Below are 23,565 nucleotides of genomic sequence, written 5' to 3'. Positions count from 1 at the left end.
GCGCTGCCGCTTCGCGAACCTGATCGAGCCCCTCGAACCGGCGGGCCGAACTGCCGCTGACCGGTGAGGAGTTCCTGCTGCTCTGCTGCTTTGCGGCGAGACGGCCCGGGCCGACTCTCTGTCCGCGGGCGGCGACGTCGCTGTCCGTGAGCAGGCGCGCAGGATTCGGTCCGCCGCGCACCGGCCGTACAGACCGGCGCCGGCTCAGGCGTCTCCTGCGCCTTCGCCGGGGCGGGCAAGGCGCGCCGGCTGACGCATCTGACCAGGCTGCTCGACCTGCGGCCCCGGCGCCTGATGCCCGAGCGGGCCGCGCTCCCACTCAGGCGACGAGTCGGAGTGATCGACCCGCGCCTTGACAAAAAAAGTTGTCGGTATGACTGTGTGGTCATGCACGACGTAGCGGTGATCGACGATCCGGGTGCGGCCGAGGTCTCGCTGGACCCGGTGCGCGCCAGCCTGCTCGCGGAGCTGTCCGAACCTGGCTCGGCGACCACGCTGGCGCAGCGGGTCGGACTGACCAGGCAGAAGGTCAACTACCACCTGCGCGCGCTGGAGCGGCACGGGCTGGTCGAGCTGGTCGAGGAGCGGCGCAAGGGCAACTTCACCGAGCGCATGCTGCGGGCGACCGCTTCCTCGTATGTGATCTCGCCCAGCGTCCTGGCCGCGGTCGAGCCCGATCCGGAACGGTCCCGGGATCAGCTGTCGGCGCGCTGGCTGCTCGCCGTGGCCGCGCGCCTCGTGCGCGACGTCGGCGAGCTGATCACGGGCGCGGCCAGGGCCCGCAAGCGGCTCGCGACGTTCGCCGTCGACGGCGAGGTGCGGTTCGCCTCCGCGGCCGACCGCGCCGCTTTCGCCGAGGAGTTGGCCGGGGCGGTGACGTCGCTGGTCTCGAAGTACCACGACGGGTCCGCGGCCGGCGGGCGGGCGCACCGCATGGTGATCGCCGTGCATCCAGTAGTTCGACGAGATGCGAAACGAGAAGAGAAACGACAAGAGAGGGGTTGATGATGTTCGTTCCGGTGACCAGCATCCTGGTCGACGACCAGGACAAGGCCCTGGCGTTCTACACCGACGCGCTGGGCTTCGTGAAGAAGACCGACATCCCGGTCGGTGGTGCCAAATGGCTGACCGTCGTACCGCCCGAAGCGCCGGACGGCGTCGAGTTGCTGCTCGAGCCCGACTGGAACCCCGGGATTCAGATCGACGGCAAGCCGGCGGCGCAGGTGTTCAAGAAGACGCTCTACGACGCGGGCATGCCGTACACGATGCTCGGAAGCACGGACCTGCAGAAGGACTACGAGCGGATGAAGGAACACGGAGTCGAGTTCACCCAGGAGCCGACGACGACCGACTTCGGCTCGCAGGCGGTGTTCGACGACACCTGTGGCAACCTCATCATGCTCACCCAGCAGGACTGAACCCGTGGACGAGCGCCGGCACTTGGCGAAGGAGATCGAGCTCTCTGCCAGCCCGGAACAGGTCTGGCAGGCGATCTCCACCCCGGAGGGCATGTCGGTCTGGTTCGTGCCGCACGAGAGCGCGGGCGGGGAGATCGAGGCGGACTTCGGAGGCGGCAACACCCAGGCCGGCCAGGTGCTGGAGTGGGAGCCGGGCAGCCGGATCCTCTACGGAACGCCGGGCCCGGACGGCGAGCCCGCGATGACGTTCGAGTTTCTGGTCGAGGGCAGGGAGGGCGGCACCACCGTGCTCCGCCTCGTCCAAAGCGGCTTCTTCGGCGGCGACGACTGGGAGGCCGAGTACGACGGCTTCGGCAAGGGCTGGGACATGTTCCTCCACAACCTCGCCGAGTACTTCCGGTACTTCCCGGGGCTGCCGGTGGCCAACGTGGTCGCCACCGGGTTCACCACCCTGCCCGGCGAAACGGTGTGGGCCGGACTGATCGCGAATCTCGGCGCCGACCCCGCTCTCGGCGAGCGGGTGCGCCTCACCCCGGAGGGTCTCGAACCCGTCGAGGGCGTGGTGGACCAGCGCGACAGGATGCTGCTCGGCATCCGCACCGAGCACGGCTTCTACCGCTTCATGGCCGACGACCTGCATCACATGGTGAGCACGATCCAGTACTTCTACGGTGTCACGGTGGACCCCCGCTCGCGCACGGCGGACTGGCAGTCCTGGCTCGACCGCCTCATCGGGGGGTGAGAGCCGTCAAGGACCGCTCGATCTCCGGGTGCTGAGGGCTGTCCGGATCGGCAGGATCCAGCGGGTTGCCGGAGGGTCAGGCCGCGTCGGGCAGCGTCGGGCCCGACTCACGACGAGATCCCTAGGAAGCTGCGGCCTGTGGCGTGCTGCCTGCCGTGAGGACGTGGCCGCTGATGCCCAGCAGCGACGGCTCGGATTCGGTCCGCCGCATGGCCCGCAGGACCAGTTCACGCCGACCGGGATCGTCCAGCCAGGACGCGATGCCCCGCATGAGCCAGGCGGCGCCCTCGAGACCGTACTGGCCGGTGCAGGTGAGGCCGGCTGCCGTGAACTCGCAGGGGACTTCTGCGGGTTGGTGGAAGTACGCGGTGGTGAACATGGACGTCCTGCCGTCCGTGGGGCGCAACAACCCGTCCTGGCTTGCGGCTTCGATCTGGGGATGCACGTCGGGGTCGAAGTAGAGGCCCTTGTTGAGGGTGTCGTGCAGCCCGGCGAAACGGTTGATCGTCGCGGCCACCACCAGTCCGCCGGGGCGCACGACGCGGTGAGCCTCCCTGAGCGCCCCGACCCTCTCGTGATGAGCGGTCAGATGGTAGAGCGGGCCGAGGAGCAGGACGACATCCGCGGTCCCGTCCGGTGCGTCCAGTGAGCGCGCGTCACCGAGGCGTGCGGTGACGCCCGGCAGACGTGCAGCGTGCTCGACGTGTGAGGGGACCGGATCGATGAGCTCGACCCGGTGGCCGTCGGCGGCGAGCCATTCGGCGTGGATCCCGCTCCCGCCGCCCACGTCCAGGACCCGGGCCGGGGCCTGTGGCAGCAGTCTGCGCAGGACATCCTGGGTGCGCCAGAACTCCAGGCGGCCGTCGCCCTCCCGCAGGCGGCCGACCTCGCCGCCCCTCTCGTAGTACGCGGTGATCTCTTCAGCGAGTGCCGGGACGCCGGCATCTGTGGTCCGGTCGGGGTGAGTCATGTCCGGACCCTGGCCGAGACGGCGGGGGTCGGCAATTCGTTTTCGGCGAGCCCTGATTCGGCGGGGCCAACTTCGCGCGGAAACGGCCCGGTTGGGGTCCGTCGGCGGGGTCAGTTCGCGGTGGGGCCGCCCTCGTCAGGGCGTGCCGGCGTGGTGCCGTCGGCCTGTGGCGCGTTGCCCTGGGCGATCCACTCATCGATCTCGGCCCGGACGCGGCGGTCCAGGGCCAGCCCGAGCTCGGCCTCGACGACCTGTTTCGCGAGCGGACGGAGCTGGGTCAGCAGGTCGTTGAGACGCTCGGCGTCGAGGCCCTCGGGGGCGGCGGCCTGCTCCCTCGGCAGAAGGTGTGTGCGGAAGAGACCGGTGAAGACCTCCGCTACGGCCTCGGCCTGGGTCCGCAGCTCCCTCCCCGCCGCGAGCACCGCCGCGAGCGGGATGCCCTTCTTGACCAACTCCGAGGAGGCGTCCAGCAGACGGCGGCTGGCGTGGACGAACTCGTCGCCGTCGACGGCGATGTAGCCGATGTCCAGGGAGGCGGCGAGGTTCTCGACGGTGACCTCGCCCTGGTAGTAGTCGGCCAGCTCCTCGGGGGTGAGCCGGATCGGCGTCTCCTCCGCGAACAGGTTCGTGATCATCGATGATTCGAGCCCCAGCAGCTCGGCGGTGCCGTGCGAGTCGCGTCCGGTCTCGAAGGCCCCGAGCAGATCCGCGATGCCGCCCAGGGTGTGACCGCGGGCGAGCAGGCCGGAGATGGTGCGCAGCCGGGCCAGGTGGTGCTCGTCGTACCAGGCGATGCGGCCGTCCCGGCGGGGTGGCGGCAGCAGCTTGCGCTCGCGGTAGAAGCGCAGGGTGCGGGTGGTGATGCCGGCCAGCTCGGCCAGCTCCGCCGCACGGAACTCCCGCGCGCCCACCGCCGCACCGGCTCCGGCACCCACGCCGGTGCCCGCAGCCGCCACGACCCCCGCACCGGGATCAGTCCCCGCGCCCGCGTCGGCGCCCCCGGCACCGTTGCCGTCCGCACGCCCCCGGTCCGCGCCGTCGTCCTGGTTTCGGACGGCGTGACCGGCGGAGCCCGGGACGGCCGGGTCCGCGTGGGGCGCTCGCTCTCTGTCGTCGGTCACCGGGGCAGCTTAACCAGCAGGATCGTTCGTACGTGCGGGTCCCGTCCGGGACCACATCCCCGACCCGACTCACCTGCCGCTCGCTGCAACCGGCGGTAACTTCCTTTGCGCGACCCCTACCCATCGGTATCTCTCTGGCTTAGGCTCCGACCGTGCCAGTAATCACTGGCACGTTGCAGGCGGCGAATCAGTCAGACCCTCGGGAGGCGCGGCATGGCGGCCGAGCGCGAGCACGAGCACGTAAGGGTGGCGGTGATCGGATCCGGATTCGGCGGCCTGGGGGCCGCCGTTCGGCTGCGCCGCGCCGGAATCACCGACTTCGTCGTCCTCGAACGCCGGGAGGCGGTCGGAGGCACCTGGCACGACAACACCTATCCGGGATGCGCGTGCGACGTGCCCTCCCACCTGTACTCCTTCTCGTTCGCGCCCCACCCGGAGTGGCCGCGGACCTTCTCCGGCCAGGAGCACATCCGCGCGTACCTGGAGAAGGTGGCCGACACCTTCGGGCTGCGGCAGCACATCCGCTTCAACTCCGAGGTCGAGCTGATGAGCTGGGACCCGGAGGAGCTGCACTGGAGCATCACCACCGGGCAGGGCACCCGGCTGACCGCGGACTTCGTGGTCAACGCGACGGGCCCGCTCTCCGACGCCAAGATCCCGGACATCCCCGGCCTGGAGGGCTTCGGGGGCAAGGTCTTCCACACCTCGCGGTGGGACCACGACTACGACCTGCGCGGCAAGCGCGTCGCCGTCATCGGTACGGGCGCCTCCGCGATCCAGGTCGTGCCCGCGATCCAGCCCGAGGTCGAACGGCTCACCCTCTTCCAGCGCACCCCGGCGTGGGTGATGCCGAGGGCGGACAGGGCGATCACCGCCCTGGAGCGCAAGCTGCATGCCAAGGTGCCGGCGACGCACTATCTGCGACGTCAAATTCTTTGGGGAATACGGGAGTTGCAGGTCTCGGCCTTCGCCAAGCACCCAAAGATGCTGGGCCTCATCGAGGGGCTCGCCACGCGGCACATGAAGCGCGCCGTCAAGGATCCGGCCATGCGGCGCAAGCTCACGCCGGAATACCGCATCGGCTGCAAGCGCATCCTGCTGTCCAACAGCTACTATCCGGCGCTCGCCCGGCCCAACACCGACCTGGTCGCCTCCGGTCTGAAGGAGGTGCGCGGCAACACCCTCGTCGCCGCGGACGGTACCGAGGCCGAGGTCGACGCCGTCATCTTCGGCACCGGGTTCCACGTGACGGACATGCCGATCGCCCACCGCATCAAGGGCGCCGACGGCCTGACGCTCGCCGAGTCCTGGTCGGAGGGCATGGAGGCGCTGCGCGGCTGCTCCGCGAGCGGCTTCCCCAACCTGATGACCGTGATCGGGCCCAACACCGGCCTCGGCAACAGCTCGATGATCCTCATCATCGAGGCGCAGCTGAACTACATGGTCGACTACGTCAAGAAGCTGGAGACCCTGGGCGGGGAGTCCGGCAAGGTCGCCTTCGACGCCCGTCCCGAAGCCGTCGGCGCGTGGAACCGGCACGTCCAGGACCGCATGCGGCGCAGCGTGTGGAACACCGGCTGCGACAGCTGGTATCTCGACGCCAACGGCCGCAACACGACCGTGTGGCCGGGCACGACATCCGAGTTCCGCAAGGTGACCAGCGAGGTCCGGCTGGAGGAGTACCAGGTGCACCGCCGGCCGACGCAGAACGGCGGGGCTGCTGTTCGCAGCACGGCCACCGGCGTGACCGTGCCGGGCTCGGCCGGACGCGGCACGAAGACGGCCGCCTTCCACGCGGCGGAGGAGGGCTGATGGCGCGCCTGACCGCATCGCTGGGCAGGACGCCCGGCCGCTACGATCCGCCGCCCGCCGCACGGGAGTTGACGGTCACCTCCGCCGACGGTGCCCGGCTCCACGTCGAGACGCACGGGAAGGAGACGGACCCCGCCGTGGTGCTGATCCACGGCTGGACCTGCTCCACCCTCTTCTGGGGCGCCGTCATACAGGACCTGACGGCGAAGGGCCACCGGGTGATCGCGTACGACCAGCGCGGGCACGGCCGTTCGCCCGGCACCGACCCGCACGCCTACAGTCCCGCCACCCTCGCGGACGATCTGTGTGCCGTGCTGGACGCGACCCTGGGGCCGGGCGAACGCGCCGTGCTGGGCGGCCACTCCATGGGAGCCATGACTCTCCTGGCCGCCGCGGGCCGCCCGGTTCTCGAGGAGCGGGCCGCCGCCCTGATGCTGTGCAACACCGGTGCGCACAAGCTGGCGGCCTCGGCGCGGGTGATACCTCTGCGTTCGGAGCGTGCCCGTGAGCGCGCGCACCGGTTCCTGCTGCTGTCGAGGCTGCCGCTGGGTCCCGTCTCGCCGGTGACGAAGAAGGCGCTGAAGTACGGGACGATGGGCCCGGACGCGACGCCCGAGCAGGTCGCCGCGGTCGGCCGCATCGTGCACGCGTGCAGGCCGCGCCAGCGCGGAGCCTGGGGGCGCGTGCTCGCGAAGCTGGACATCGCGGCGAACGCCCGCGCGCTCGGCGCCCCCACAGCCGTGATCTGCGGCGGTGCCGACCGGCTGACGCCGCCCGTGCTCGCCCGTGAACTGGCCGACGCGCTGCCCAACTGCACCGGCCTGCAAGAGCTGCCCCGGCGCGGACACATGACGCCGATCGAGACGCCGTCGGTGGTGAGCGGGGTGCTGCGAGGGCTCGTACGCGACCACCTCACGGACACCGCGGCGGCAGCGGACGTGACGTCTGCGAAGCAGCGTGTCGGCAAGCAGGCGACGAAGCCGAAGTCGCAAGCAAAGTCGAAGCCGGAACCTGAGCCGAAGTCGAGGACCGAGAAGAAGGAGGAGACGCCGTGAGCCGTCGTCGGAGCCTGGAGGGCCAGGTCGCGGTCGTCACCGGAGCCGCCCGTGGCGTGGGGGAGCTGCTGGCGCGGAAGCTCTCCGCGCGGGGCGCGAAGGTCGCGCTGATCGGCCTGGAGCCGGACGAGTTGAAGAGGGTCAGCGAGTCGCTGCGCACGGAGTCCGCGCACTGGCACGGCGACGTCACCGACCATGACGCGATGACCCGCATCGCCGGTGAGGTCAAGGAGCGGTTCGGCAAGGTCGACGTGGTGGTCGCCAACGCGGGCGTCGCCAGCGGCGGTCCGTTCGTCGACTCCGATCCCGTCTCGTGGCGCCGCGTCATCGAGGTCAACCTCATCGGCGGTGCCGTGACGGGGCGGGCGTTCCTGCCCCAACTCATCGCCTCACGCGGCTACTTCCTGCAGATCGCCTCGCTCGCCGCGATCACTCCCGCCCCGATGATGAGCGCGTACTGCTCGTCGAAGTCGGGCGTGGAGGCGTTCGCGCACTGCCTGGGCGCGGAGGTCGGCCACAAGGGAGTGCGGGTCGGGGTCGGCTATCTGTCCTGGACGGACACCGACATGGTGCGCGGCGCGGACGAGGACGAGGTCATGCGCGACCTGCGCAAGCGGCTCCCGTGGCCTGCGAACCGCACGTACCCGCTGGGCCCGGCCGTCGACCGCATCGTGGCCGGGATCGAGCGCCGCTCGCGGCATGTGTACGCGCAGTGGTGGCTGCGCGGCATGCAGGGCATCCGCGGCTATCTGCCGCCCGTCATCGGCACGGTGGGGCAGCGCGAGATGCGCCGTTTCGAACCGCGGCTCACCGAGTCCGGCACCCGCACCGGACTGGTGGGCGCGGGTGGCGCCGCGGACGAGGGGGAGCGCGCCGTCAGGCAGTGACCCCGCGCGCCACGTGGACGTGGCGCGCCATGAAGACGTGACGCGGCGACCACGCGGCACGAGGGGAGGGCGCACCGACCCTGCCGGGGGTGCGCCCTCCCTGATCCACGCCCCGTCGCTCGACGGCCCGTTCCTGTTCCGCCGCCGCGGCCGGGGCGCGTCGCTCAGCCGCGCGGCGGCAGCGGCGGGCGGCTCAGATCGGGCACGCGCGCATAGTCGGGCGGTACGGCCGCGGGGTTGCGTTCCAGCAGGTCGAGTGCGGTGCGAACGGCCTTCTCCAGTACCGAGGGCCGCCCCTCGGCCCACTCCACCGGCGAACGCACGGCCTCGATGTCGGGTGCGATGCCGTGGTTCTCCACCGACCATCCGTATGCGTCGAACCATGCGGCGTGCGTCGGCACCGTGATGGATGTGCCGTCGATGAGCCGGTGCCGCCCCGTCACACCGACGACGCCGCCCCAGGTTCGGGCTCCGACCACCGGGCCGAGGCCCAGCAGCCGGAAGGCCGCGGTGATCATGTCGCCGTCGGAGGAGGTCATTTCGTCGGCGAGGGCGACGACCGGGCCGCGCGGCGCGTTGCTCGCGTAGCTGACGGGTTTCGCGTTCCGGGTGAGGTCCCAGCCGAGGATCGTGCGTGTCAGCGTCTCGACCACCAGCTCACTGATGTGCCCGCCCGCGTTGCCCCGTACGTCGACGATCAAGGCCGGGCGCGACACCTCCATCCGCAGATCCCGGTTGAACTGCGCCCAGCCCGAGCCGCCCATGTCGGGGATGTGCAGATAGCCGCACCTGCCGTCGCTCAACTCCCGTACCACCGCCCGGCGTTGGGCGACCCAGTCCTGGTAGCGCAGGGCCCGGTCGTCGACGAGGGGGAGGACCGCGACGCGGCGCGGCGGCTGCCCGTCCACTGCGGGAGCGGGGGAGTGGATGAGGGAGTCCGCACCGGTGGTGGCTCCTGTGCCCATCCCGTCGCCGGCGCCGTCGTGTTCGGCTTCGGGCTGGGTGAAGCCCAGTTCGACGGTCGTTCCCCCGGCGGCCGCCAGCAGCGGCCACGGCCCGGCCACCGGATCGACCTCCCGCCCGTCGATGTGCGTGAGCACGGCGCCCTCCCGCACGCCCGTACCGGCGAGCGGCGAACGGGCCTTGGAGTCCGAGGAGTCGCCCGGCAGGATGCGCTGGACGTGCCAGGCCCCGGACGGCGTGCGGGCCATGTTGGCACCGAGCATCCCGATGGGCCGCTGGTAGTGGGCGGGGCCCTCGTGGCGCCGCGCGGGGGCCACGTACGCGTGGGACGTGCCCAGTTCGCCGAGGACCTCGCGCATCAGGTCCGCGAACTCGTCGGGGGTCGCCACGCGCCCGACCAGCGGACGGTACTGGTCCAGCACCGCCGTCCAGTCGATGCCGCACATCCGCGGTTCCCAGAAGTACGTCCGCACGATCCGGCCCGCCTCCTCGAACGCCTGCCGCCACTCCGCGGGCGGTTCGACGTCGTGCAGGACGCGCCGCAGGTCGATCAGGGTGGTCGTCTCCGCCTCGGCGGTCTCGGTGGAGGGAACGGCGCGCAGCTCTCCGTCGTCGTTGACGACGAGCCGTGAGCCGTCGCCGCTCAGCGAGAACCAGTCGACGTCCTCGCTGAGTTCGGTGCGCTTCGCCGTGGCCAGGTCGAAGTGTTCGAGGGTGGGACGGCCGGAGGTGTCCGCCGGGTTGACGAAGGTCTCGCCGAGCGCGCCGGAGATCGGGTAACGCAGCCAGATCAGCCCTCCGCCGCTGACCGCGGCGAGCGCCGAGTACTTGGACGCCGTGACCGGGAACGGCGTGACCCTGCTCGCCAGGCCCTCGGCCTCCACGAGCACCGACCCCTTCTCGCCGCCCGGGTAGGGGAGTTCGCCGTCGGCGGTGGTCGGGGTCTCCCCGCCGTAGGCAGGGAAAGGATCGAGGCCGCCGGCGGCAGGGCGGCCCTCGGGCGAGAGGGCGAAGGGCGACGGGGTCGCGGACGAGAGCGGCACGAGATAGGGACGGCAGCCCAGGGGGAAGGAGAGGTCGCCGGTGTGCACGTCGTAGACGGGGTCGAAGCCGCGCCAGGAGAGGAAGGCCAGATAGCGGCCGTCCCGAGTGAAGACGGGCTGCTCGTCCTCGAACCGGCCGTCGGTGACGTCGATGACGGTCCCGGACGGGATCTTGGCGATCTTGACCTGGCTGAGTGAACGGCCCACGCCCGGGTGTGCCCAGGTGAGCCAGGCCGAGTCGGGTGAGAACGACACGTCGCGGACGGGGCCGTTGTCCGACCGGATCAGCTCCGAAGGCTCGGCGCCCGGCCCGGCGCTTGGTTCGGCGCCGCGCTCCGTGGCTGTCCCGGTGCCTGCCCCGCCGCCCGGCTCGCCGCCTGTCCGGGAGGAGGCCCCACCCGTCCTGGCCGGCTCCTCGTCCTCCCGCGCCTGCGCCCCGCCCTCGACGGTCCCGCCGTCCGGCCCCGTGAAGGCGCTGACGTCGAGCAGCAGCAGCCGCCCGTCATGGCTCGTGACGGCGAGCGTCCGCCCGTCCGGCGAGGCGGCCAGTTCGTGCACGCGTCCGAGTTGGCCGGCGGCGATCCGCCGGGGAGGGACCGTCCGCGTCGCGCGCGGCAGGTCGGCGATCTCGACGGCGTCCTCGCCCTCCGCGTCCGTGACGTACGCGACCTTCCCCGTGTCGCCGAGCGTCCTCGGCATCCGCACGCGCACGCCCGGGGTGTCGGTGACGGCACGTGCCGGGCCGTCCCGGTGCGTGAGCCAGTACAGGCTGCCCCGTACGCACACCGCGCTGGCACGCCCGGTGGAGTCGGCCGCGAGGGCGTCGAGGTTGGCCGCGGCCGGGACCTGGTACCGACGGCGGCCTGCCCGCGGCCCGCCGAGCGTGACCTCCAGCCGGCGGGGCCTCCCGGACGGCGAGAAGTCGTCGACGAGCCACAGGTCGCCCCCGCACTGGTAGACGACGCGGTGCTCGTCGGTGGAGGCGTTGCGGGCGTAGAAGTCGTCGTGGTCGGTGTGACGGCGCAGGTCGGTGCCGTCAGGGAGGCAGGAGTAGAGGTTGCCGATGCCCTCGTGGTCCGAGAGGAAGGCGATGCGGCTGTCGTGGTCCACGAACATCACCGAGTCGAGATGGCCCTCCAGCTCCGGCAGCAGCCGCTCGCCGTGCAGCCACAGCCGTCCGGTGGCGCCGCCCCGGTAGCGCTTCCAGGAGGCCGGGTCGTGCGGTGGCTTGCCCGTGAGCAGCAGGGTGCGGCGTACGCCTCCGATCTCGGCGACGGCGATGTCGGCGACCGGGCCCCAGGGCAGGCGGCTGCCGGGGCTGCCGTCGGTCGGGAGCCGGTAGGACCAGGTTCGGTAGTGGAACGGCTGTTCGTGTGAGGAGACGGCCAGAACGTCTCCCTCGGGTGTCCAGCCGCACACGCGCGCCTCGGATGCGCCCCAGTACGTCATCTGGCGGGCCGGTCCGCCGTCGGCGGGAACCAGATGGACCTCGGGATCGAGGCTGCGCCACGAGGTGAAGGCGACCCGCCTTCCGTCCGGCGAGAAGCGGGGGAAGGTGACGCGGGTGCGGTCGACGGTGAGCCGCCAGGCACGTCCGCGTCCGTGGTCACGTCTGCCACTGCCCTTGCCCGTCCCGCCGGGGGTGAGGGGCGCGACCCATACGTCGTCCTCCGCGACGAAGCAGACGAGGTCGCCGTTCAGATGCGGATGGCGCAGATACGGCGAATGGGCGTCGTCAGTCACGGTGGTCCCCTGCCCGCCGTCCGGGGAGCGCCGATCCGGGGTGCGTCCACGCGGTGTCCCGGCACCGGGCCGTCACCGCGGCACGGCCACGCCGTACGGGTCCCGTGGACGAAGGTGGCGGATCGTGACGCATGGCCATGGATGCCATGGTTCGAGCAGGTTCGCGGGGCGGCAACTCGTGGGCGGCGGCGGCATGAGTGCGGCGTGCCTCCTGAGCCGGCCCGCGCGGGGTGTCACGCGGAAGATCGAGAGGTCGCGTCTTGGCTCAGACGCCGCGCAGCAGGGCGGCCAGGCCCGTGTCCAGGTCCGTCTCGCCGTGCTCCTGGCCCGCGGCCACGACGTCGTACGAGCGGAGGAGGAAGGCGCGCAGGTCCGCGCTGTCGAACTCGACCACGGCGACGCCCTCCTTGGAGAGCAGTTCGATCACCGTGCGGGAGCCGTCCCGTGGCCACACGTGCACATCGCCCTCGCCGGCCGGTGCGTGGAGGCCGTCGTCGAGGAGTTCGCGTCCGAAGGCCCAGGCCACCTCACCCCCGTCGAGGGATGCGTCGGCGGGGAAGACGAAGCGGACCGCGAGCGGATCGGCGGCGTCGTAGCGGAGTGCTGCGCTGAGGTCCCTGGTCGAGTGCGGGTCGGCGATGAGGCGGGCCTGCACGGTGTGATCGAAGGCTGCGTACATCCTCTGCTCCTATGTCGTCGGGGCGGCCCCGGCCGTCCCTCCCGTGTAGCCCTATCCCCATGACAGACGCACGGGAAGGCACGGAGTCACCCTGAAAACCGGGTGAGGTGTGCCACAGGCTGCCCGCAACCGGTCCTTCGTGAACACGGGAACACCGTCCGGCATTTCGAGCAAGCTTCGCGCTCTTGCAATCAGTTTGCAGTAAGCCACTATCATCGAACAGTTGTGAAGTGGCCGCGACAGCGGGCCGACCCCAGAAGCGGAGTGGCGTCATGCATGTGCCGGACGGATTCTTCAACGCCCCCGTGTCCGTTGCCGCGGGTGCGGTGGCGGCGGGCGCGGTCGCGGTCTCGCTGCGTGGCGCACGCCGCGAACTGGGCGCGGACGCAGGCCGATTCGGGGGAGCCGGTGCCGGAAACGCATCGGCGGGCGAAGGGCGCACCGCGCCGCTGGCCGGGCTCGTCGCGGCGTTCATCTTCGCCGTGCAGATGCTCAACTTCCCCGTCGCGGCAGGCACCAGCGGTCATCTGCTGGGCGGAGCGCTGGCCGCGATACTCGTCGGCCCGTACACAGGTCTGCTCTGCGTCTCCGTCGTCCTCCTCATGCAGGGCGTGCTCTTCGCGGACGGCGGGCTGACCGCGCTCGGCGTGAACATCCTGGACATGGGTGTCGTGACGGTCCTCGTCGCCTACGGGATCTTCCGGGGACTCCTGCGGATCCTGCCGCGCGGCCGGGGAGCCGTCACGGGCGCCTCGTTCGTGGCGGCGCTCATCTCCGTGCCTGCGGCGGCGATCGCCTTCACGGGGCTCTACGCCCTCGGAGGCACGACGGACGTCGCACTGGACAAGGTCTTCACCGCCATGACGGGCGTGCACGTGCTGATCGGCATCGGCGAGGCGGCGATCACCGCGGCCACGGTCGGAGCCGTCGTCGCGGTGCGCCCCGATCTCGTCCACGGTGCACGGGACTTCGCGGCACGGCCGCTGGAGCTGCGTACGGCGACGGTGGCGACTCCCGGTGGCGGCACGGTCCCACGGCCGGCCGTCCCCACGACCGCCGCGGCCGACTCGACGCCCGGCGCCGCAGCCGACCCCACAACCGACTCGACGACCGGAGCCGCGACGTCGCCCGCGCCCGGGCCCGTCGCGGCCGCCGCATCCCGGCCGGGCCGCCCCAACCGCGGCCTGTGGATCGGAGGTCTGGCAGCGACCGTGATCTGCGCGGGCGTCGTCAGCTTCTACGCGTCGGCCAGCCCCGACGGCCTGGAGAAGGTCGCCGCCGACAACGGCATCGACAAGCAGGCCGAGGACCACGCGGCCAAGGACTCTCCGCTCGCCGACTACGGAGTCGAGAGCATCGCCGACGCCCGCCTCTCGGGCGGACTCGCCGGTGTCATCGGAGCGGGCGCGACCCTCGCCGTCGGCAGCGGCGTGTTCGTCGCCGTACGCCGCCGCCGTGAGGGGCGGCCGGAGCAGACGGACCGGGCCGCGGACGCCGGGACTTCGGAGGACGAGAGCCGCAGCCGGAGCGGAAAAGAGACCGTCTGACATGGGCGCGGGTCATGCCCACACGCTCTATCTGCACGGGCGCTCGCCCGTGCACGCGTTGCCGCCGCACTGCAAGCTCGCCGCGGTCTTCTGTTTCGTGCTCGTGGTCGTCTCCACCCCGCGTGAGGCGATGTGGGCCTTCGCGCTGTACGCCGTGCTGCTCGCCGCCGTGGCCCGCGCCGGGCACGTGCCGTACGGGCATCTGCTGAAGCGGCTTGTCATCGAAGTGCCGTTCGTGGCCTTCGCGTTGCTGATGCCCTTCGTCGCGAGGGGCCCGTACGTCGACGTGCTGGGGGTCACGCTGTCCTCACCGGGGCTGTGGGGCGCCTGGAACATCCTCGCCAAGGGCACGCTCGGCGTCGCCGCCTCGGTACTGCTCGCCTCGACCACGGAACTGCGTGAACTCCTCCTGGGACTCCAGCGGTTGAGGCTGCCGCCGCAGCTCGTGCAGATCGCCTGCTTCATGATCCGCTACGGCGACGTCATCACGGACGAGATGCGCCGGATGCGCATCGCGCGCCTCTCCCGCGGTTTCCGCGCGCGCGGAGTGCGGCACTGGGGCGTGCTGGCCAAGTCCGCGGGAGCGCTGTTCATCCGCTCCTACGAGCGCGGCGAACGCGTCCATCTGGCCATGGTCAGCCGCGGTTACACCGGAACGATGCCTGTCATCGACGAGGTGAACGCGACGCGCGCCCAGTGGACGGGGGCCGCGGCCCTCCCGCTCGCGGCGCTCGCGGTCTGCCTGATGGGATGGGCGCTGTGACCGGCGACAGCAGGAGCGAGAGCATGCACGACATCTCGAGCGGACACCCCGCCCGGTCCGTGGAGGGCCCCGGCGATGCGCCGGGCGCGACGCCTCCGCCTTCCCTGCACGTCGCGGGTGTCGCGTACGCCTACCCCGACGGCCATCAGGCCCTGTTCGGCGTCGACTTGACCGTCCCGCGCGGTGAACGCGTCGCACTGCTCGGCCCGAACGGCGCGGGCAAGACCACGCTGGTGCTGCACCTCAACGGCATCCTCACCGCCGGCGCCGGTTCCGTGACCGTCGCGGGGCTGCCCGTCGCGCCGCGGAATCTCGCGGAGATCCGGCGGCGGGTCGGCATCGTCTTCCAGGACCCCGACGACCAGCTGTTCATGCCGACCGTGCGGGAGGACGTCGCGTTCGGTCCCGCGACCGCCGGACTGCGCGGCGCGGAGCTCGCAGCGCGCGTGCACGACGCGCTCGCCCAGGTAGGCATGGAGGCGCACGCCGACCGTCCGCCGCACCACCTCTCCTTCGGGCAGCGTCGCCGCGTCGCTGTGGCCACCGTGCTCGCGATGCAGCCGGAGATCCTCGTACTGGACGAGCCGTCCTCGAACCTCGACCCGGCATCGCGCCGCGAACTGGCGGACATCCTGGAGCGGTTGGACGTGACGGTGCTGATGGTCACGCACGACCTGCCGTATGCGCTCCAGCTGTGCCCCAGGTCAGTCGTGCTGAGTGACGGCGTCATCGTCGCCGACGGTGCGACGCAGGAACTCCTCTGCGACGAGGCGCTGTTGGCCGCCCACCGCCTGGAACTGCCGTTCGGCTTCGACCCCGGCTCGGTGAACGTCCCCCAGCGATAGCACCATGGACGGTGCACGGACGACGGCACGAGTGGGACGGACAAGAGCGTGAAGGCTCCAGGCGCTGAGAACGCGGTGGACGTCCACGGCACGGTGGCGGACGGCTACGAACCCCTGAGGGACGCCTTCGCGGCCAACTTCGCCGACCGCGGCGAGACGGGCGCGGCCCTCACCGTGCACCGGGACGGGCTCGTCGTCGCGGACCTGTGGGGCGGCCGCAAGAACACCGGCCCCGGGCAGGAGGACGGCGGCCTCTGGCAGGAGGAGACCGCCGCCGTCATCCGTTCGGCCTCCAAGGGACCGGCCGCGGCTGTACTCCATCTGCTGCATCAGCGCGGCCAGTTGGATCTCGACGCACCCGTCGCCACCTACTGGCCCGAGTTCAAGGCGAACGGCAAGGAACGCCTGCTGGTGCGGCACGTGCTCGCGCACCGTGCCGGTCTGCCCGTGCTCGACTCCCCGCTCACCCCCGAGCAGGCCGTCGACGGAGTGAGCGGCCCGTCGGCGCTCGCCGCGCAGGCCCCGCTCTGGGAGCCCGGCACGGACCACGGCTACCACCCGCACACCTACGGCTGGCTCATCGGCGAGTTGGTGCAGCGGGCGACGGGACGCGCGCTGGGGCGCTGGTTCGCGGAGGAGATCGCCGGGCCGCTCGGCCTCAGCATGTGGTTCGGGCTGCCCGCGACGCCTGAAGTCCCGGACGGGGGCGTGGACTTGGCGCGTCTGCAGGAGGTGCCCACCCCGGACCAGCAGGCCGCCACGGGCCTGCGCACGCGTCCGAAGAGGTCGGTTACCCAGGCCTACGGCGATCCGGCGTCGCTGACCAGGCGTGCGTTCGATGCGGTCGCCCCGCGTCCCGATGAGAGCGATCCGGCCTGGCTCGCCGCCGGGCTGAGCGGCTCCGGGGGCGTCGCGACGGCCCGTTCCCTCTCGCGCTTCTACGCCGCGCTCATCGGCCCGGTCGAGGCACCGTCCGGCACGCGCCCGCCCGTCGGCCGGGGCGTCAACGGACGCCCTTACGGGCGGAGTACGGGCATCGCGACCGGGCGCCTGTTCACGCCCGCGACGCTGACGCAGGCGCGCTCCCAGGAGTCGGGCGGGCCCGACCGCGTGCTGGTCGTGGGCTCCCGCTTCGGGCTGGGGTTCATGCTCCACGGGCCGGGGGCGCCGATGCTCGCGCAGGGCTCGTTCGGCCACCCGGGCCGTGGCGGCTCGCTCGCCTTCGCCGACCCCGAGTCCGGCACCGCCTTCGCCTACGTCACCGCAGCCATGCAGCGGTCGGTCACCTCGGACCCGCGTGCGCACGCCCTCGTGCGGGCGCTGCGCGCCTGCATCTGACGGTTGCCTCGCGTCGCCCGCGGAGAGGCACGGGCGGGCAACGCCTGCGAGAGAGCAAAGGGGCACGCATCCGCCCGCCAGTTGGACGAGAGATCAGCCGAACGTCCGCTCGGCCGCACCGCCGCGTTCAGCCGAGCAGCTGGGCCCAGACCGCGCTGCCGCGCGTCACCGGGGAGACCGCCACGCCCCAGCACTCGGCCAGCGACTCGACGATGAACAGCCCCCGACCGCACTCCTTCTCGGTCGACGGCGCACCCCGCTGCGGCGCACGGCTGCTCGTGTCGTCGTCGTGCACCTCCACCCGCACTCCGTCGTACGGGGAGTAGGACGCGGCGCACACGATCCACGCGGTGTCGGTGTGCGTGACGGCGTTGGTGATCAACTCCGAGAGAACGAGGGCGGCTTGCTCTCGTAAATCGGGCGACGCACCCCGGCGGTCGAGCCAGCGGTCCATCGCGTGCCGGGCCCGGGGGACGCTGACGTCCTCAGCCGGGAGCCGGAGCGCGTGTGAATCCGCACCGGGGTCGGACGGCGGGCGCGGTGGGCGGCGGTGCGTGGGGGGCACGCTCAAGGGCAGCACGGGCCAACTATGGGTCGTGCGGTCTTCAACTCGCAAGCTTCCTTCTGATAATTTCAGAGTGAAGGCGCAGATGAGCGGCCCGAGTTGAGGCATTTTGGTGCGGCTCCGACCAGCCGCGGCCGGTGCTGTACGGTCCTACTTCCGCGCCGGTGACCATCGCGCGGCCTCGGGGAGGTGAGAGCGTGACCGATGCACTGCCCAGCGGTTCGAGTGCTCCGACGGTGCTGCGCATCATCCTCGGGAAGCGGCTCAAGGAGCTGCGTGAGCGCAAGGGCATCCGGCTCGACGCCGCGGCCAAGGCCCTGGCCGTGAACCACCTGACGATCAGGCGCATGGAGAACGCGCAGGTCGGTCTCAAAGTCCCGTACGTCAAGGAGCTATTGAGGCTCTACGACGTGGCGGAGGCCGAGGTCGACGAATTCATCTCCATGGCCGAGCGCGCCAACGCGCCCGGCTGGTGGTATCCGTTCCGCGACGCCCTGCCCGACTGGTTCCGCGGCTACGTGAGCCTGGAGACGGACGCGGAGGTCATCCGCGTCTACGAACCTCACTACGTGACGGGGCTGTTGCAGACACGGGACTACGCCCGCGCGGTCATCAGCGCCGGATTCCCCAACGAGCCCGACGACGTGCTGGAACACCGGGTCGAACTGCGGTTGCGACGACAGGAGTTGCTGGAGCGCGACGACGCACCGACGTTGTGGGTCGTACTGGAGGAGGCCGCGCTGCGGCGTGAGGTGGGCGGTCCGGCGGTCATGAGGGCGCAGCTGGACCGGCTGGCCGAGGCGGCCGAGATGCCGAACGTCTCGCTGCGGATCGTGCCGCTCGCCGCGGGACCCCACCCGGGCACGGGCGGCCACGTGACCTACTTCCGCTTCCACGAACGGGAGTTGCAGGACATCGTCTACACCGAGGTCGGGCTGACCAGCGCCGTCTATCTGGACCAGCGGCCCGATGTGGTCACGCATCTGGAGGCGCTCACCCGTGTCTCGCTGCTGGCGACGGAGCATGTGCCGGATCCCCGTACGTATCTGAGCAATCTGCGTAAGGAGTTCGACAAATGACCCTTGAAGCTGCCGGCGGTCCTGCCGTCCGCAACGGGATGCCCGCACGCGAACTCGGTACCGAGGACTGGCACAAGCCGTGGAGCGGCCAGAACGGCGGTGCCTGCGTGGAGGCGAAGAGACTTCCCGACGGCCGGGTGGCACTTCGTCAGTCCACGGACCCCGACAGCCCCGCCCTGCTTTACTCGGAGCACGGGATCACGGACTTCATCGAGGCGGCCAAGTCGGGTGACGCCGACTTCCTCACCGGCTGAACAGCTGAACCGCTGCGGAGCGGCGCGACCGGATCACTGACGGCCAACTGGCCTCACGACTCGGCATCACGACGCAGCGGCACGCACCGACCGGCACCACCCAGCACCACGCACCCCCCTCAGTTGCACCGACCACGCCGGGCCGGCCGGCGGGGGAAGCACTTTCGCCGTGTGCCTTCCCCGCCGGCCTCGAAACGGCAGAAATGGGATCACCGATGACCACGTCCGGCAAGCCGGAGATCGACACCAGCCGGCCCCACTCGGCCCGGATGTACGACTACTACCTGGGCGGCAAGGACTGGTATCCCGTCGACGAGCAGGCCGCCGAGAAGGTCCTCGCGGTCTGCCCCCAGATCCGCCGCACCGCCGAGACCAACCGCTACTTCATGCACCGTGCGACGCGAACTCTCGCCGCCGAGTACGGAGTTCGCCAGTTCGTCGACATCGGCACGGGCATCCCAACATCGCCCAACCTCCACCAGATAGCCCAGGAGGTGGCGCCCGACTCCTGCGTCGTCTACGCGGACCACGACGCCACCGTGCTGGAGTACGCACACGTGCTGATGCGCAGCACCCCCGAGGGCCGCACCGCCTACATCAACGCCGACGTGCGCGACGACGACATCCTGGCCTCGCCGCGGCTGCGTGAGGTCATCGACCTGGACAAGCCGGTCGCGCTGTCGCTCGTCGCGCTCCTGCACTTCGTCCCGGACGACCGCAAGCCGTACGAGATAGTCCGCGGTCTGCTCGACCAGCTCGCGTCCGGCAGCTTCCTGGTGCTCAGCCACGTCACCGCCGACTTCGACGCGGCGGCCTGGCAGGGCGTGAAGAAGGTCTACGACGCGGGCGGCACCACCGTGGCGCTGCGCGACAAGCAGGAGGTCGAGAACTTCTTCGACGGACTGGAGCTGCTCGAGCCCGGGGTGACCGCGGCACACGACTGGAGGCCCCAGGAGCCCGTCGAAGTCACCGGCGAGGAGGCCGAGTTGCTCCGCAGCGCCACTCTCTACGCGGGGGTCGGGAGGAAGCCATGAGCGTCCCCCTCGGAAGGCAGCCCGGGCGAGGCGGCCCGAAGCCGACCGAACACCAGCTGGCGATGGCGCGAGTGCGTGCACGCGCGACGGGGGAGTCCCTCTCACAGGTGCTCTCCGTCTTCATGGGCGCGGGCCGCCACGGGGAGGAGACCGGCGCAGAGTCGACGGGGCCCGAGGCTCCCCTGGCCGACGGCGGACCGGGCCCGTCCGGGACCGACCGCGACGACGAGGGTCCGGAGCAACTCGCCCCCGTGATCCCGCTGTCGCGTGCGGCTCGCGGCAACGGTGCTTCCGGACGTGGATCGGACGAGTGACCTCGACGAGCCGCTGGACGCGCCGTCGACTCCCAAATGACGGCGCGGCGCGCATCAGAGGCGCGGAGCACATCAGATGGGAAGCGGTCCCTGGATCGTCTGCTCGGCCCAGATGACCTTGCCCTCCTTGGTGTAGCGGGTGCCCCAGCGCTCGGTCAGCTGCGCGACGAGGAAGAGACCGCGTCCGCCTTCGTCCGTGGTGGCCGCATAGCGCAGGTGCGGCGAGGTGCTGCTGCGGTCGGAGACCTCGCAGAAGAGCGTGCGGTTGCGGATCAGCCGTACGTTGATCGGCCCGACGCCGTGACGCATGGCGTTGGTGGTCAGTTCGCTGAGGATCAGTTCCGTGGTGTCCATCAGCTCCTCCAGCCCCCACCTCGCGAGCAGTTCTGAGACGGCGGCACGCAGCCCGGCGACCGCCGCGGGATCGGTCTCGAGGTCCCATTCGGCGACCTGATCGGCCCCCAGCACCTTCGTACGGGCGACGAGCAGCGCGACGTCGTCTCTCTGGGGCTCCGGCAGCATGGCCGCGAGGACGGCGTCGCAGGTCTCCTCGGGTGACCGGGGCGCGCTGGTCAGGGTCTGGCGGAGCAGCTCCAGCCCCGTGTCGATGTCCTCACCGCGGCGCTCGACGAGGCCGTCGGTGAACAGGACGAGGCGAACGCCCTCTGGAAGGCGCAACTCGGCGGTCTCGAAGGGCAGTCCGCCGACGCCGAGTGGAGGGCCGGGGGGCACCTCGGGCAACTCGACCGTTCCGTCGGGATACGCCAGCGCCGGTGCCAGATGGCCGGCCCTGGCGATGAGGCAGTCCCTGGAGATGGGGTCGTAGATCGCGCAGAGGCAGGTAGCGCCGGTGATCGTGGTCTGGTCACCCGCGTTGAGCGCGTCCTGGTCGATGCGGAGGACCAACTCGTCCAGGTAGCCGAGGATTTCGTCGGGCGGAAGGTCGAGAGAGGAGAAGTTGTGCACCGCCGTGCGCAGACGTCCCATCGTGGCCGCGGCATGCAGCCCGTGCCCGACGACGTCGCCCATGACCAGCGCGACGCGGGTTCCGGGCAGCGGGATGACGTCGAACCAGTCGCCGCCGACGCCCTCCTGCGCGGGCAGATAGCGCGAGGCCACCTCGACGGCGTCCATCTCGGGCAGGGCGCGAGGCAGCAGGCTCCGCTGCAGCGTGACGGCCATGCCGTGCTCGCGGGTGTAGCGGCGCGCGTTGTCGAGGGAGACGGCGGCGCGTGCGGCCAGTTCGGCGGCGAGAGTGAGGTCGTCGTCCTCGAAGGGTTCGGGCTGCTCCGAGCGCCAGAAGTTGACCACGCCCAGCCGTACGCCTCGGGCGGGCAGCGGCGCCGCGATCAGTGAGTGGATTCCGTATTCGATGACGCGGGCGGCCCGCTCGTGGTCCACCGCCTGCCACCCCGGTGCTTCACCCAGACGAGGCACCAGGATCGCCCGGCCGCTCGCGAAGCTGCGGGCCTGCGGCGAGGACGACACGAAAGCGATTTGGTCCCCGACGGGGAAGAGGGGAGGGCTCTCGTGGATGCCGCTGAAAGCTGTGCGCCGCAGCCGCGTGCTGCCGTCGCGGGTGGTGATGCCGGCCCCGTCCACCCCCGGTTCGTCCCCGCGCAGCACGGGTTCGGCCAGGTCGACGGTGACGTAGTCGGCGAAACGCGGCACCGCCACCTGGGCCAGCTCCTCGGCCGTGTGCGTCACATCGAGGCTCGTGCCGATGCCGCCGGTCGCGTCGTAGAGCAGCCTCAGCCGTCGCTCGACCAGCTCGACTCTCTGTGACGCCTCGCCGATCATCTCGATGACCTCGGCGCTGCCCCACTGCTCCTCTCCGACCACCGTGTCGACCGCGAGCCGCGCGGATGCGGCGCCTACCGAGCCCGCGAGCTGGGATTCCGCGTGATGGACCAGATCGGGGGAGGCTTCGGCTGTCAGCGAGTCGGGCCTTTCCCCCGGGTAGGAGCGCAACGCCCGCTGGGCGCCCTCCTTCCCGAGGAAGCGCTCCAGCAGAGTCTGGAGTTCGCCGATGGTCGTACGGGCATGCCAACGCTGTTCCCTGACAGGTTCCGCGAGGATGTCGACGAACTGCACGGCCTGAGCCCGCTCGCCGGCGCTCGGATGGTCGGCGAGTGAGACCACGACATAGAGGCCGAGGTTCAGCAGCGCACTCCAGAACATCGCGTGGCTGACCGGGTCCAGCCCCGTCAGGCCGAACAGGTGCTGCGACCGTAGCCACCCGATGCCGAACGGCCCCTCACGCAGGAACGAGGCAGGCAGCAGGTCGGCGGCGGCGAAGTTCGGCAGCAGCAGGGTGTACGCCCACACGGCGAACCCCGCGACGAGGCCGCTCAGCGCGCCTCGGCGGGTACCGCCCTTCCAGAACAGGCCGCCCAGGACGGCGGGCGCGAACTGGGCCACGGCCGCGAACGACACCGTGCCGATCGTCCCCAGCGTCGGCCCCTCCCCGGCGAGCCGGAAGTAGGCGTATCCGAGGAGCAGGATCAGCACGATGGTCGCCCGGCGAATGCCCAGCACCAGCTTCGACAGGTCGTCCCGCTGCACCAGGCGGGACCGTGCGTGCAGCAGCAGCGGCACCACCAGTGAGTTCGACACCATCGTGCTGAGCGCGATCGTCTCGACGATGATCATGCTGGTGCCCGCGCTGATGCCGCCGATGAAGACCAGCAGCGCGAGCACCTGCGGGCCCTCGGCCATCGGCAAGGTCAGCATGTAGGTGTCGGGGCTGACGGACGGTCCGAACGTCAGCAGCCCGCCGGCCGCGATCGGAAGCACGAAGAAGGTGAACGCGAGCAGATACAGCGGGAACAGCCACATCGCCCGTTTGAGGTGCCGTTCGTCGACGTTCTCGACGACGATCATCTGCCACTGCCGGGGCAGCAGCACGATCGCGAACACGCCCAGCAGGTTCAGCCAGATCCAGGTGCCGTAACTGGTCTCCCGCTTCAGCGAGAACAGCTGCGAGAAGTCGGCGTCCGCTGCCCGGGAGAACAGGTCGCCGAACCCACCGAACAGCCCGAAGGTCACGAAGAAGCCGACCGAGAGGAACATCACGAGCTTGACGACCGACTCGAAGGCGATCGCGGCGACCACGCCCTCGTGGCGCTCGGTGGTGTCCAGGTGGCGGGTGCCGAAGAGGATGGTGAAGGCGGCGAGCGTCAGCGCCACGTAGAACGCCGAGTCCTGGAGCGGTGAAAGGTGGCCCAGCCCCGAGATGGGAGTGATCTCAGGGTGCCGCCGAAGGATCTCGAAGGCGTTGGAGACCGCCTTGAGCTGCAGCGAGATGTAGGGGACGATCCCGATCACGGCGATGATCGTCACCAGGCCGCCCAGCGCGGCGCTCTTGCCGTAGCGGGCGGAGACGAAGTCGGC

General features: G+C 71.1%; 19 protein-coding genes and 1 pseudogene. 14 read left to right on the top strand and 6 right to left on the bottom strand.

From position 1 onward, the window contains the following. The first annotated feature begins 387 nt into the window (after positions 1-387). From I004_RS0121025 to I004_RS0121015, 3 genes are read left to right on the top strand one after another with little or no spacing between them, the layout of a single operon-like run. A complete protein-coding gene (locus tag I004_RS0121025) occupies positions 388-1,005 on the top strand; it encodes a winged helix-turn-helix domain-containing protein (protein WP_028437125.1) in 618 nt (205 codons plus the stop codon). A gap of 14 nt (positions 1,006-1,019) precedes the next feature. Then, on the top strand, positions 1,020-1,418 hold the full coding sequence (locus I004_RS0121020; protein WP_486580152.1) for a VOC family protein: 399 nt from the start codon (positions 1,020-1,022) through the stop codon (positions 1,416-1,418). A gap of 4 nt (positions 1,419-1,422) precedes the next feature. Continuing rightward, the gene (locus tag I004_RS0121015) at positions 1,423-2,160 is read left to right on the top strand and encodes an SRPBCC family protein (RefSeq protein ID WP_028437123.1); all 738 of its coding nucleotides are present in this window, start codon (positions 1,423-1,425) and stop codon (positions 2,158-2,160) included. A gap of 121 nt (positions 2,161-2,281) precedes the next feature. Here the strand turns inward: I004_RS0121015 and I004_RS0121010 are convergent, their stop codons facing one another. Both I004_RS0121010 and I004_RS35170 read right to left on the bottom strand, forming a co-directional pair. Further along, on the bottom strand, positions 2,282-3,130 hold the full coding sequence (locus tag I004_RS0121010) for a class I SAM-dependent methyltransferase (protein WP_028437122.1): 849 nt from the start codon (positions 3,128-3,130) through the stop codon (positions 2,282-2,284). A 110-nt stretch (positions 3,131-3,240) separates the two neighbouring features. Beyond that, positions 3,241-4,065: a MerR family transcriptional regulator gene (locus tag I004_RS35170; protein ID WP_078511565.1), complete on the bottom strand. Its 825-nt coding sequence runs from the start codon at positions 4,063-4,065 to the stop codon at positions 3,241-3,243. A 399-nt stretch (positions 4,066-4,464) separates the two neighbouring features. Between I004_RS35170 and I004_RS35165 the strand changes: the two genes are divergently transcribed. The 3 genes from I004_RS35165 to I004_RS0120990 are packed head-to-tail and all read left to right on the top strand — an operon-like array spanning position 4,465 to position 8,005. Further along, positions 4,465-6,063, top strand: coding sequence for a flavin-containing monooxygenase (locus I004_RS35165; protein WP_051345269.1), 1,599 nt, complete (start codon positions 4,465-4,467; stop codon positions 6,061-6,063). Further along, the gene (locus I004_RS0120995; protein WP_028437121.1) at positions 6,063-7,118 is read left to right on the top strand and encodes an alpha/beta fold hydrolase; all 1,056 of its coding nucleotides are present in this window, start codon (positions 6,063-6,065) and stop codon (positions 7,116-7,118) included. The genes I004_RS35165 and I004_RS0120995 overlap by 1 nt, the downstream gene beginning before the upstream one ends. Next, on the top strand, positions 7,115-8,005 hold the full coding sequence (locus tag I004_RS0120990; protein WP_028437120.1) for an SDR family oxidoreductase: 891 nt from the start codon (positions 7,115-7,117) through the stop codon (positions 8,003-8,005). The genes I004_RS0120995 and I004_RS0120990 overlap by 4 nt, the downstream gene beginning before the upstream one ends. 164 nt (positions 8,006-8,169) lie before the next feature. Here the strand turns inward: I004_RS0120990 and I004_RS0120985 are convergent, their stop codons facing one another. Beyond that, positions 8,170-11,754, bottom strand: coding sequence for a S41 family peptidase (locus tag I004_RS0120985; RefSeq protein ID WP_028437119.1), 3,585 nt, complete (start codon positions 11,752-11,754; stop codon positions 8,170-8,172). Positions 11,755-12,019: 265 nt separating this feature from the next. Beyond that, positions 12,020-12,433: an SsgA family sporulation/cell division regulator gene (locus I004_RS0120980; protein ID WP_028437118.1), complete on the bottom strand. Its 414-nt coding sequence runs from the start codon at positions 12,431-12,433 to the stop codon at positions 12,020-12,022. Positions 12,434-12,705: 272 nt separating this feature from the next. Here I004_RS0120980 and I004_RS35160 point away from each other — a divergent pair, with 272 nt between their 5' ends. The 4 genes from I004_RS35160 to I004_RS0120960 are packed head-to-tail and all read left to right on the top strand — an operon-like array spanning position 12,706 to position 16,926. Continuing rightward, positions 12,706-13,980: an energy-coupling factor ABC transporter permease gene (locus I004_RS35160; RefSeq protein WP_051345268.1), complete on the top strand. Its 1,275-nt coding sequence runs from the start codon at positions 12,706-12,708 to the stop codon at positions 13,978-13,980. 1 nt (position 13,981) lies between these two features. Beyond that, complete coding sequence (gene cbiQ / locus I004_RS0120970) at positions 13,982-14,743, top strand: cobalt ECF transporter T component CbiQ (protein WP_028437117.1); 762 nt, start codon at positions 13,982-13,984, stop codon at positions 14,741-14,743. Positions 14,744-14,766: 23 nt separating this feature from the next. Beyond that, on the top strand, positions 14,767-15,588 hold the full coding sequence (locus I004_RS0120965; protein WP_051345267.1) for an ABC transporter ATP-binding protein: 822 nt from the start codon (positions 14,767-14,769) through the stop codon (positions 15,586-15,588). A 48-nt stretch (positions 15,589-15,636) separates the two neighbouring features. Continuing rightward, positions 15,637-16,926, top strand: coding sequence for a serine hydrolase domain-containing protein (locus tag I004_RS0120960; protein ID WP_486580151.1), 1,290 nt, complete (start codon positions 15,637-15,639; stop codon positions 16,924-16,926). Positions 16,927-17,053: 127 nt separating this feature from the next. Here I004_RS0120960 and I004_RS38330 read toward each other — a convergent pair whose 3' ends face one another. Beyond that, positions 17,054-17,599 carry an ATP-binding protein gene (locus I004_RS38330; RefSeq protein WP_078511538.1) on the bottom strand — a complete coding sequence of 182 codons (546 nt, stop codon included), beginning with the start codon at positions 17,597-17,599 and terminating at the stop codon, positions 17,054-17,056. A gap of 89 nt (positions 17,600-17,688) precedes the next feature. On the opposite strand from I004_RS38330, the gene I004_RS0120950 reads away from it, so the two are divergent. From I004_RS0120950 to I004_RS39095, 4 genes are all read left to right on the top strand, one after another. Further along, positions 17,689-18,570: a Scr1 family TA system antitoxin-like transcriptional regulator gene (locus tag I004_RS0120950; protein ID WP_028437114.1), complete on the top strand. Its 882-nt coding sequence runs from the start codon at positions 17,689-17,691 to the stop codon at positions 18,568-18,570. Beyond that, complete coding sequence (locus I004_RS0120945) at positions 18,567-18,824, top strand: DUF397 domain-containing protein (RefSeq protein WP_028437113.1); 258 nt, start codon at positions 18,567-18,569, stop codon at positions 18,822-18,824. Before I004_RS0120950 ends, I004_RS0120945 begins: the two co-directional genes overlap by 4 nt. A gap of 215 nt (positions 18,825-19,039) precedes the next feature. After that, positions 19,040-19,858 carry an SAM-dependent methyltransferase gene (locus I004_RS0120940; RefSeq protein ID WP_028437112.1) on the top strand — a complete coding sequence of 273 codons (819 nt, stop codon included), beginning with the start codon at positions 19,040-19,042 and terminating at the stop codon, positions 19,856-19,858. Beyond that, positions 19,855-20,172, top strand: a complete 318-nt coding sequence (locus I004_RS39095; protein ID WP_028437111.1) for a hypothetical protein — start codon at positions 19,855-19,857, stop codon at positions 20,170-20,172. The genes I004_RS0120940 and I004_RS39095 overlap by 4 nt, the downstream gene beginning before the upstream one ends. 72 nt (positions 20,173-20,244) lie before the next feature. Here the strand turns inward: I004_RS39095 and I004_RS37635 are convergent. Further along, positions 20,245-21,957 (bottom strand): annotated as a pseudogene (locus tag I004_RS37635) (ATP-binding SpoIIE family protein phosphatase); the annotation flags it as partial. Between the last annotated feature and the right edge of the window lie 1,608 nt (positions 21,958-23,565).

It is taken from the genome of Streptomyces sp. TAA486 (assembly GCF_000426165.1).
The sequence above is the reverse complement of the archived record's forward strand: the minus strand, read 5'-3'. Positions and strand labels throughout refer to the sequence as shown.

Coding starts and splice junctions, on each gene's coding strand:
- cbiQ (WP_028437117.1), top strand. CDS start 13,982: ATGGGCGCGGGTCATGCCCACACGCTCTATCTGCACGGGCGCTCGCCC.
- I004_RS35160 (WP_051345268.1), top strand. CDS start 12,706: ATGCATGTGCCGGACGGATTCTTCAACGCCCCCGTGTCCGTTGCCGCG.
- I004_RS0120965 (WP_051345267.1), top strand. CDS start 14,767: ATGCACGACATCTCGAGCGGACACCCCGCCCGGTCCGTGGAGGGCCCC.
- I004_RS0120980 (WP_028437118.1), bottom strand. CDS start 12,433: ATGTACGCAGCCTTCGATCACACCGTGCAGGCCCGCCTCATCGCCGAC.
- I004_RS0121010 (WP_028437122.1), bottom strand. CDS start 3,130: ATGACTCACCCCGACCGGACCACAGATGCCGGCGTCCCGGCACTCGCT.
- I004_RS0121025 (WP_028437125.1), top strand. CDS start 388: ATGCACGACGTAGCGGTGATCGACGATCCGGGTGCGGCCGAGGTCTCG.
- I004_RS38330 (WP_078511538.1), bottom strand. CDS start 17,599: ATGCCTCAACTCGGGCCGCTCATCTGCGCCTTCACTCTGAAATTATCA.
- I004_RS0120995 (WP_028437121.1), top strand. CDS start 6,063: ATGGCGCGCCTGACCGCATCGCTGGGCAGGACGCCCGGCCGCTACGAT.
- I004_RS0120945 (WP_028437113.1), top strand. CDS start 18,567: ATGACCCTTGAAGCTGCCGGCGGTCCTGCCGTCCGCAACGGGATGCCC.
- I004_RS0120940 (WP_028437112.1), top strand. CDS start 19,040: ATGACCACGTCCGGCAAGCCGGAGATCGACACCAGCCGGCCCCACTCG.
- I004_RS35165 (WP_051345269.1), top strand. CDS start 4,465: ATGGCGGCCGAGCGCGAGCACGAGCACGTAAGGGTGGCGGTGATCGGA.
- I004_RS39095 (WP_028437111.1), top strand. CDS start 19,855: ATGAGCGTCCCCCTCGGAAGGCAGCCCGGGCGAGGCGGCCCGAAGCCG.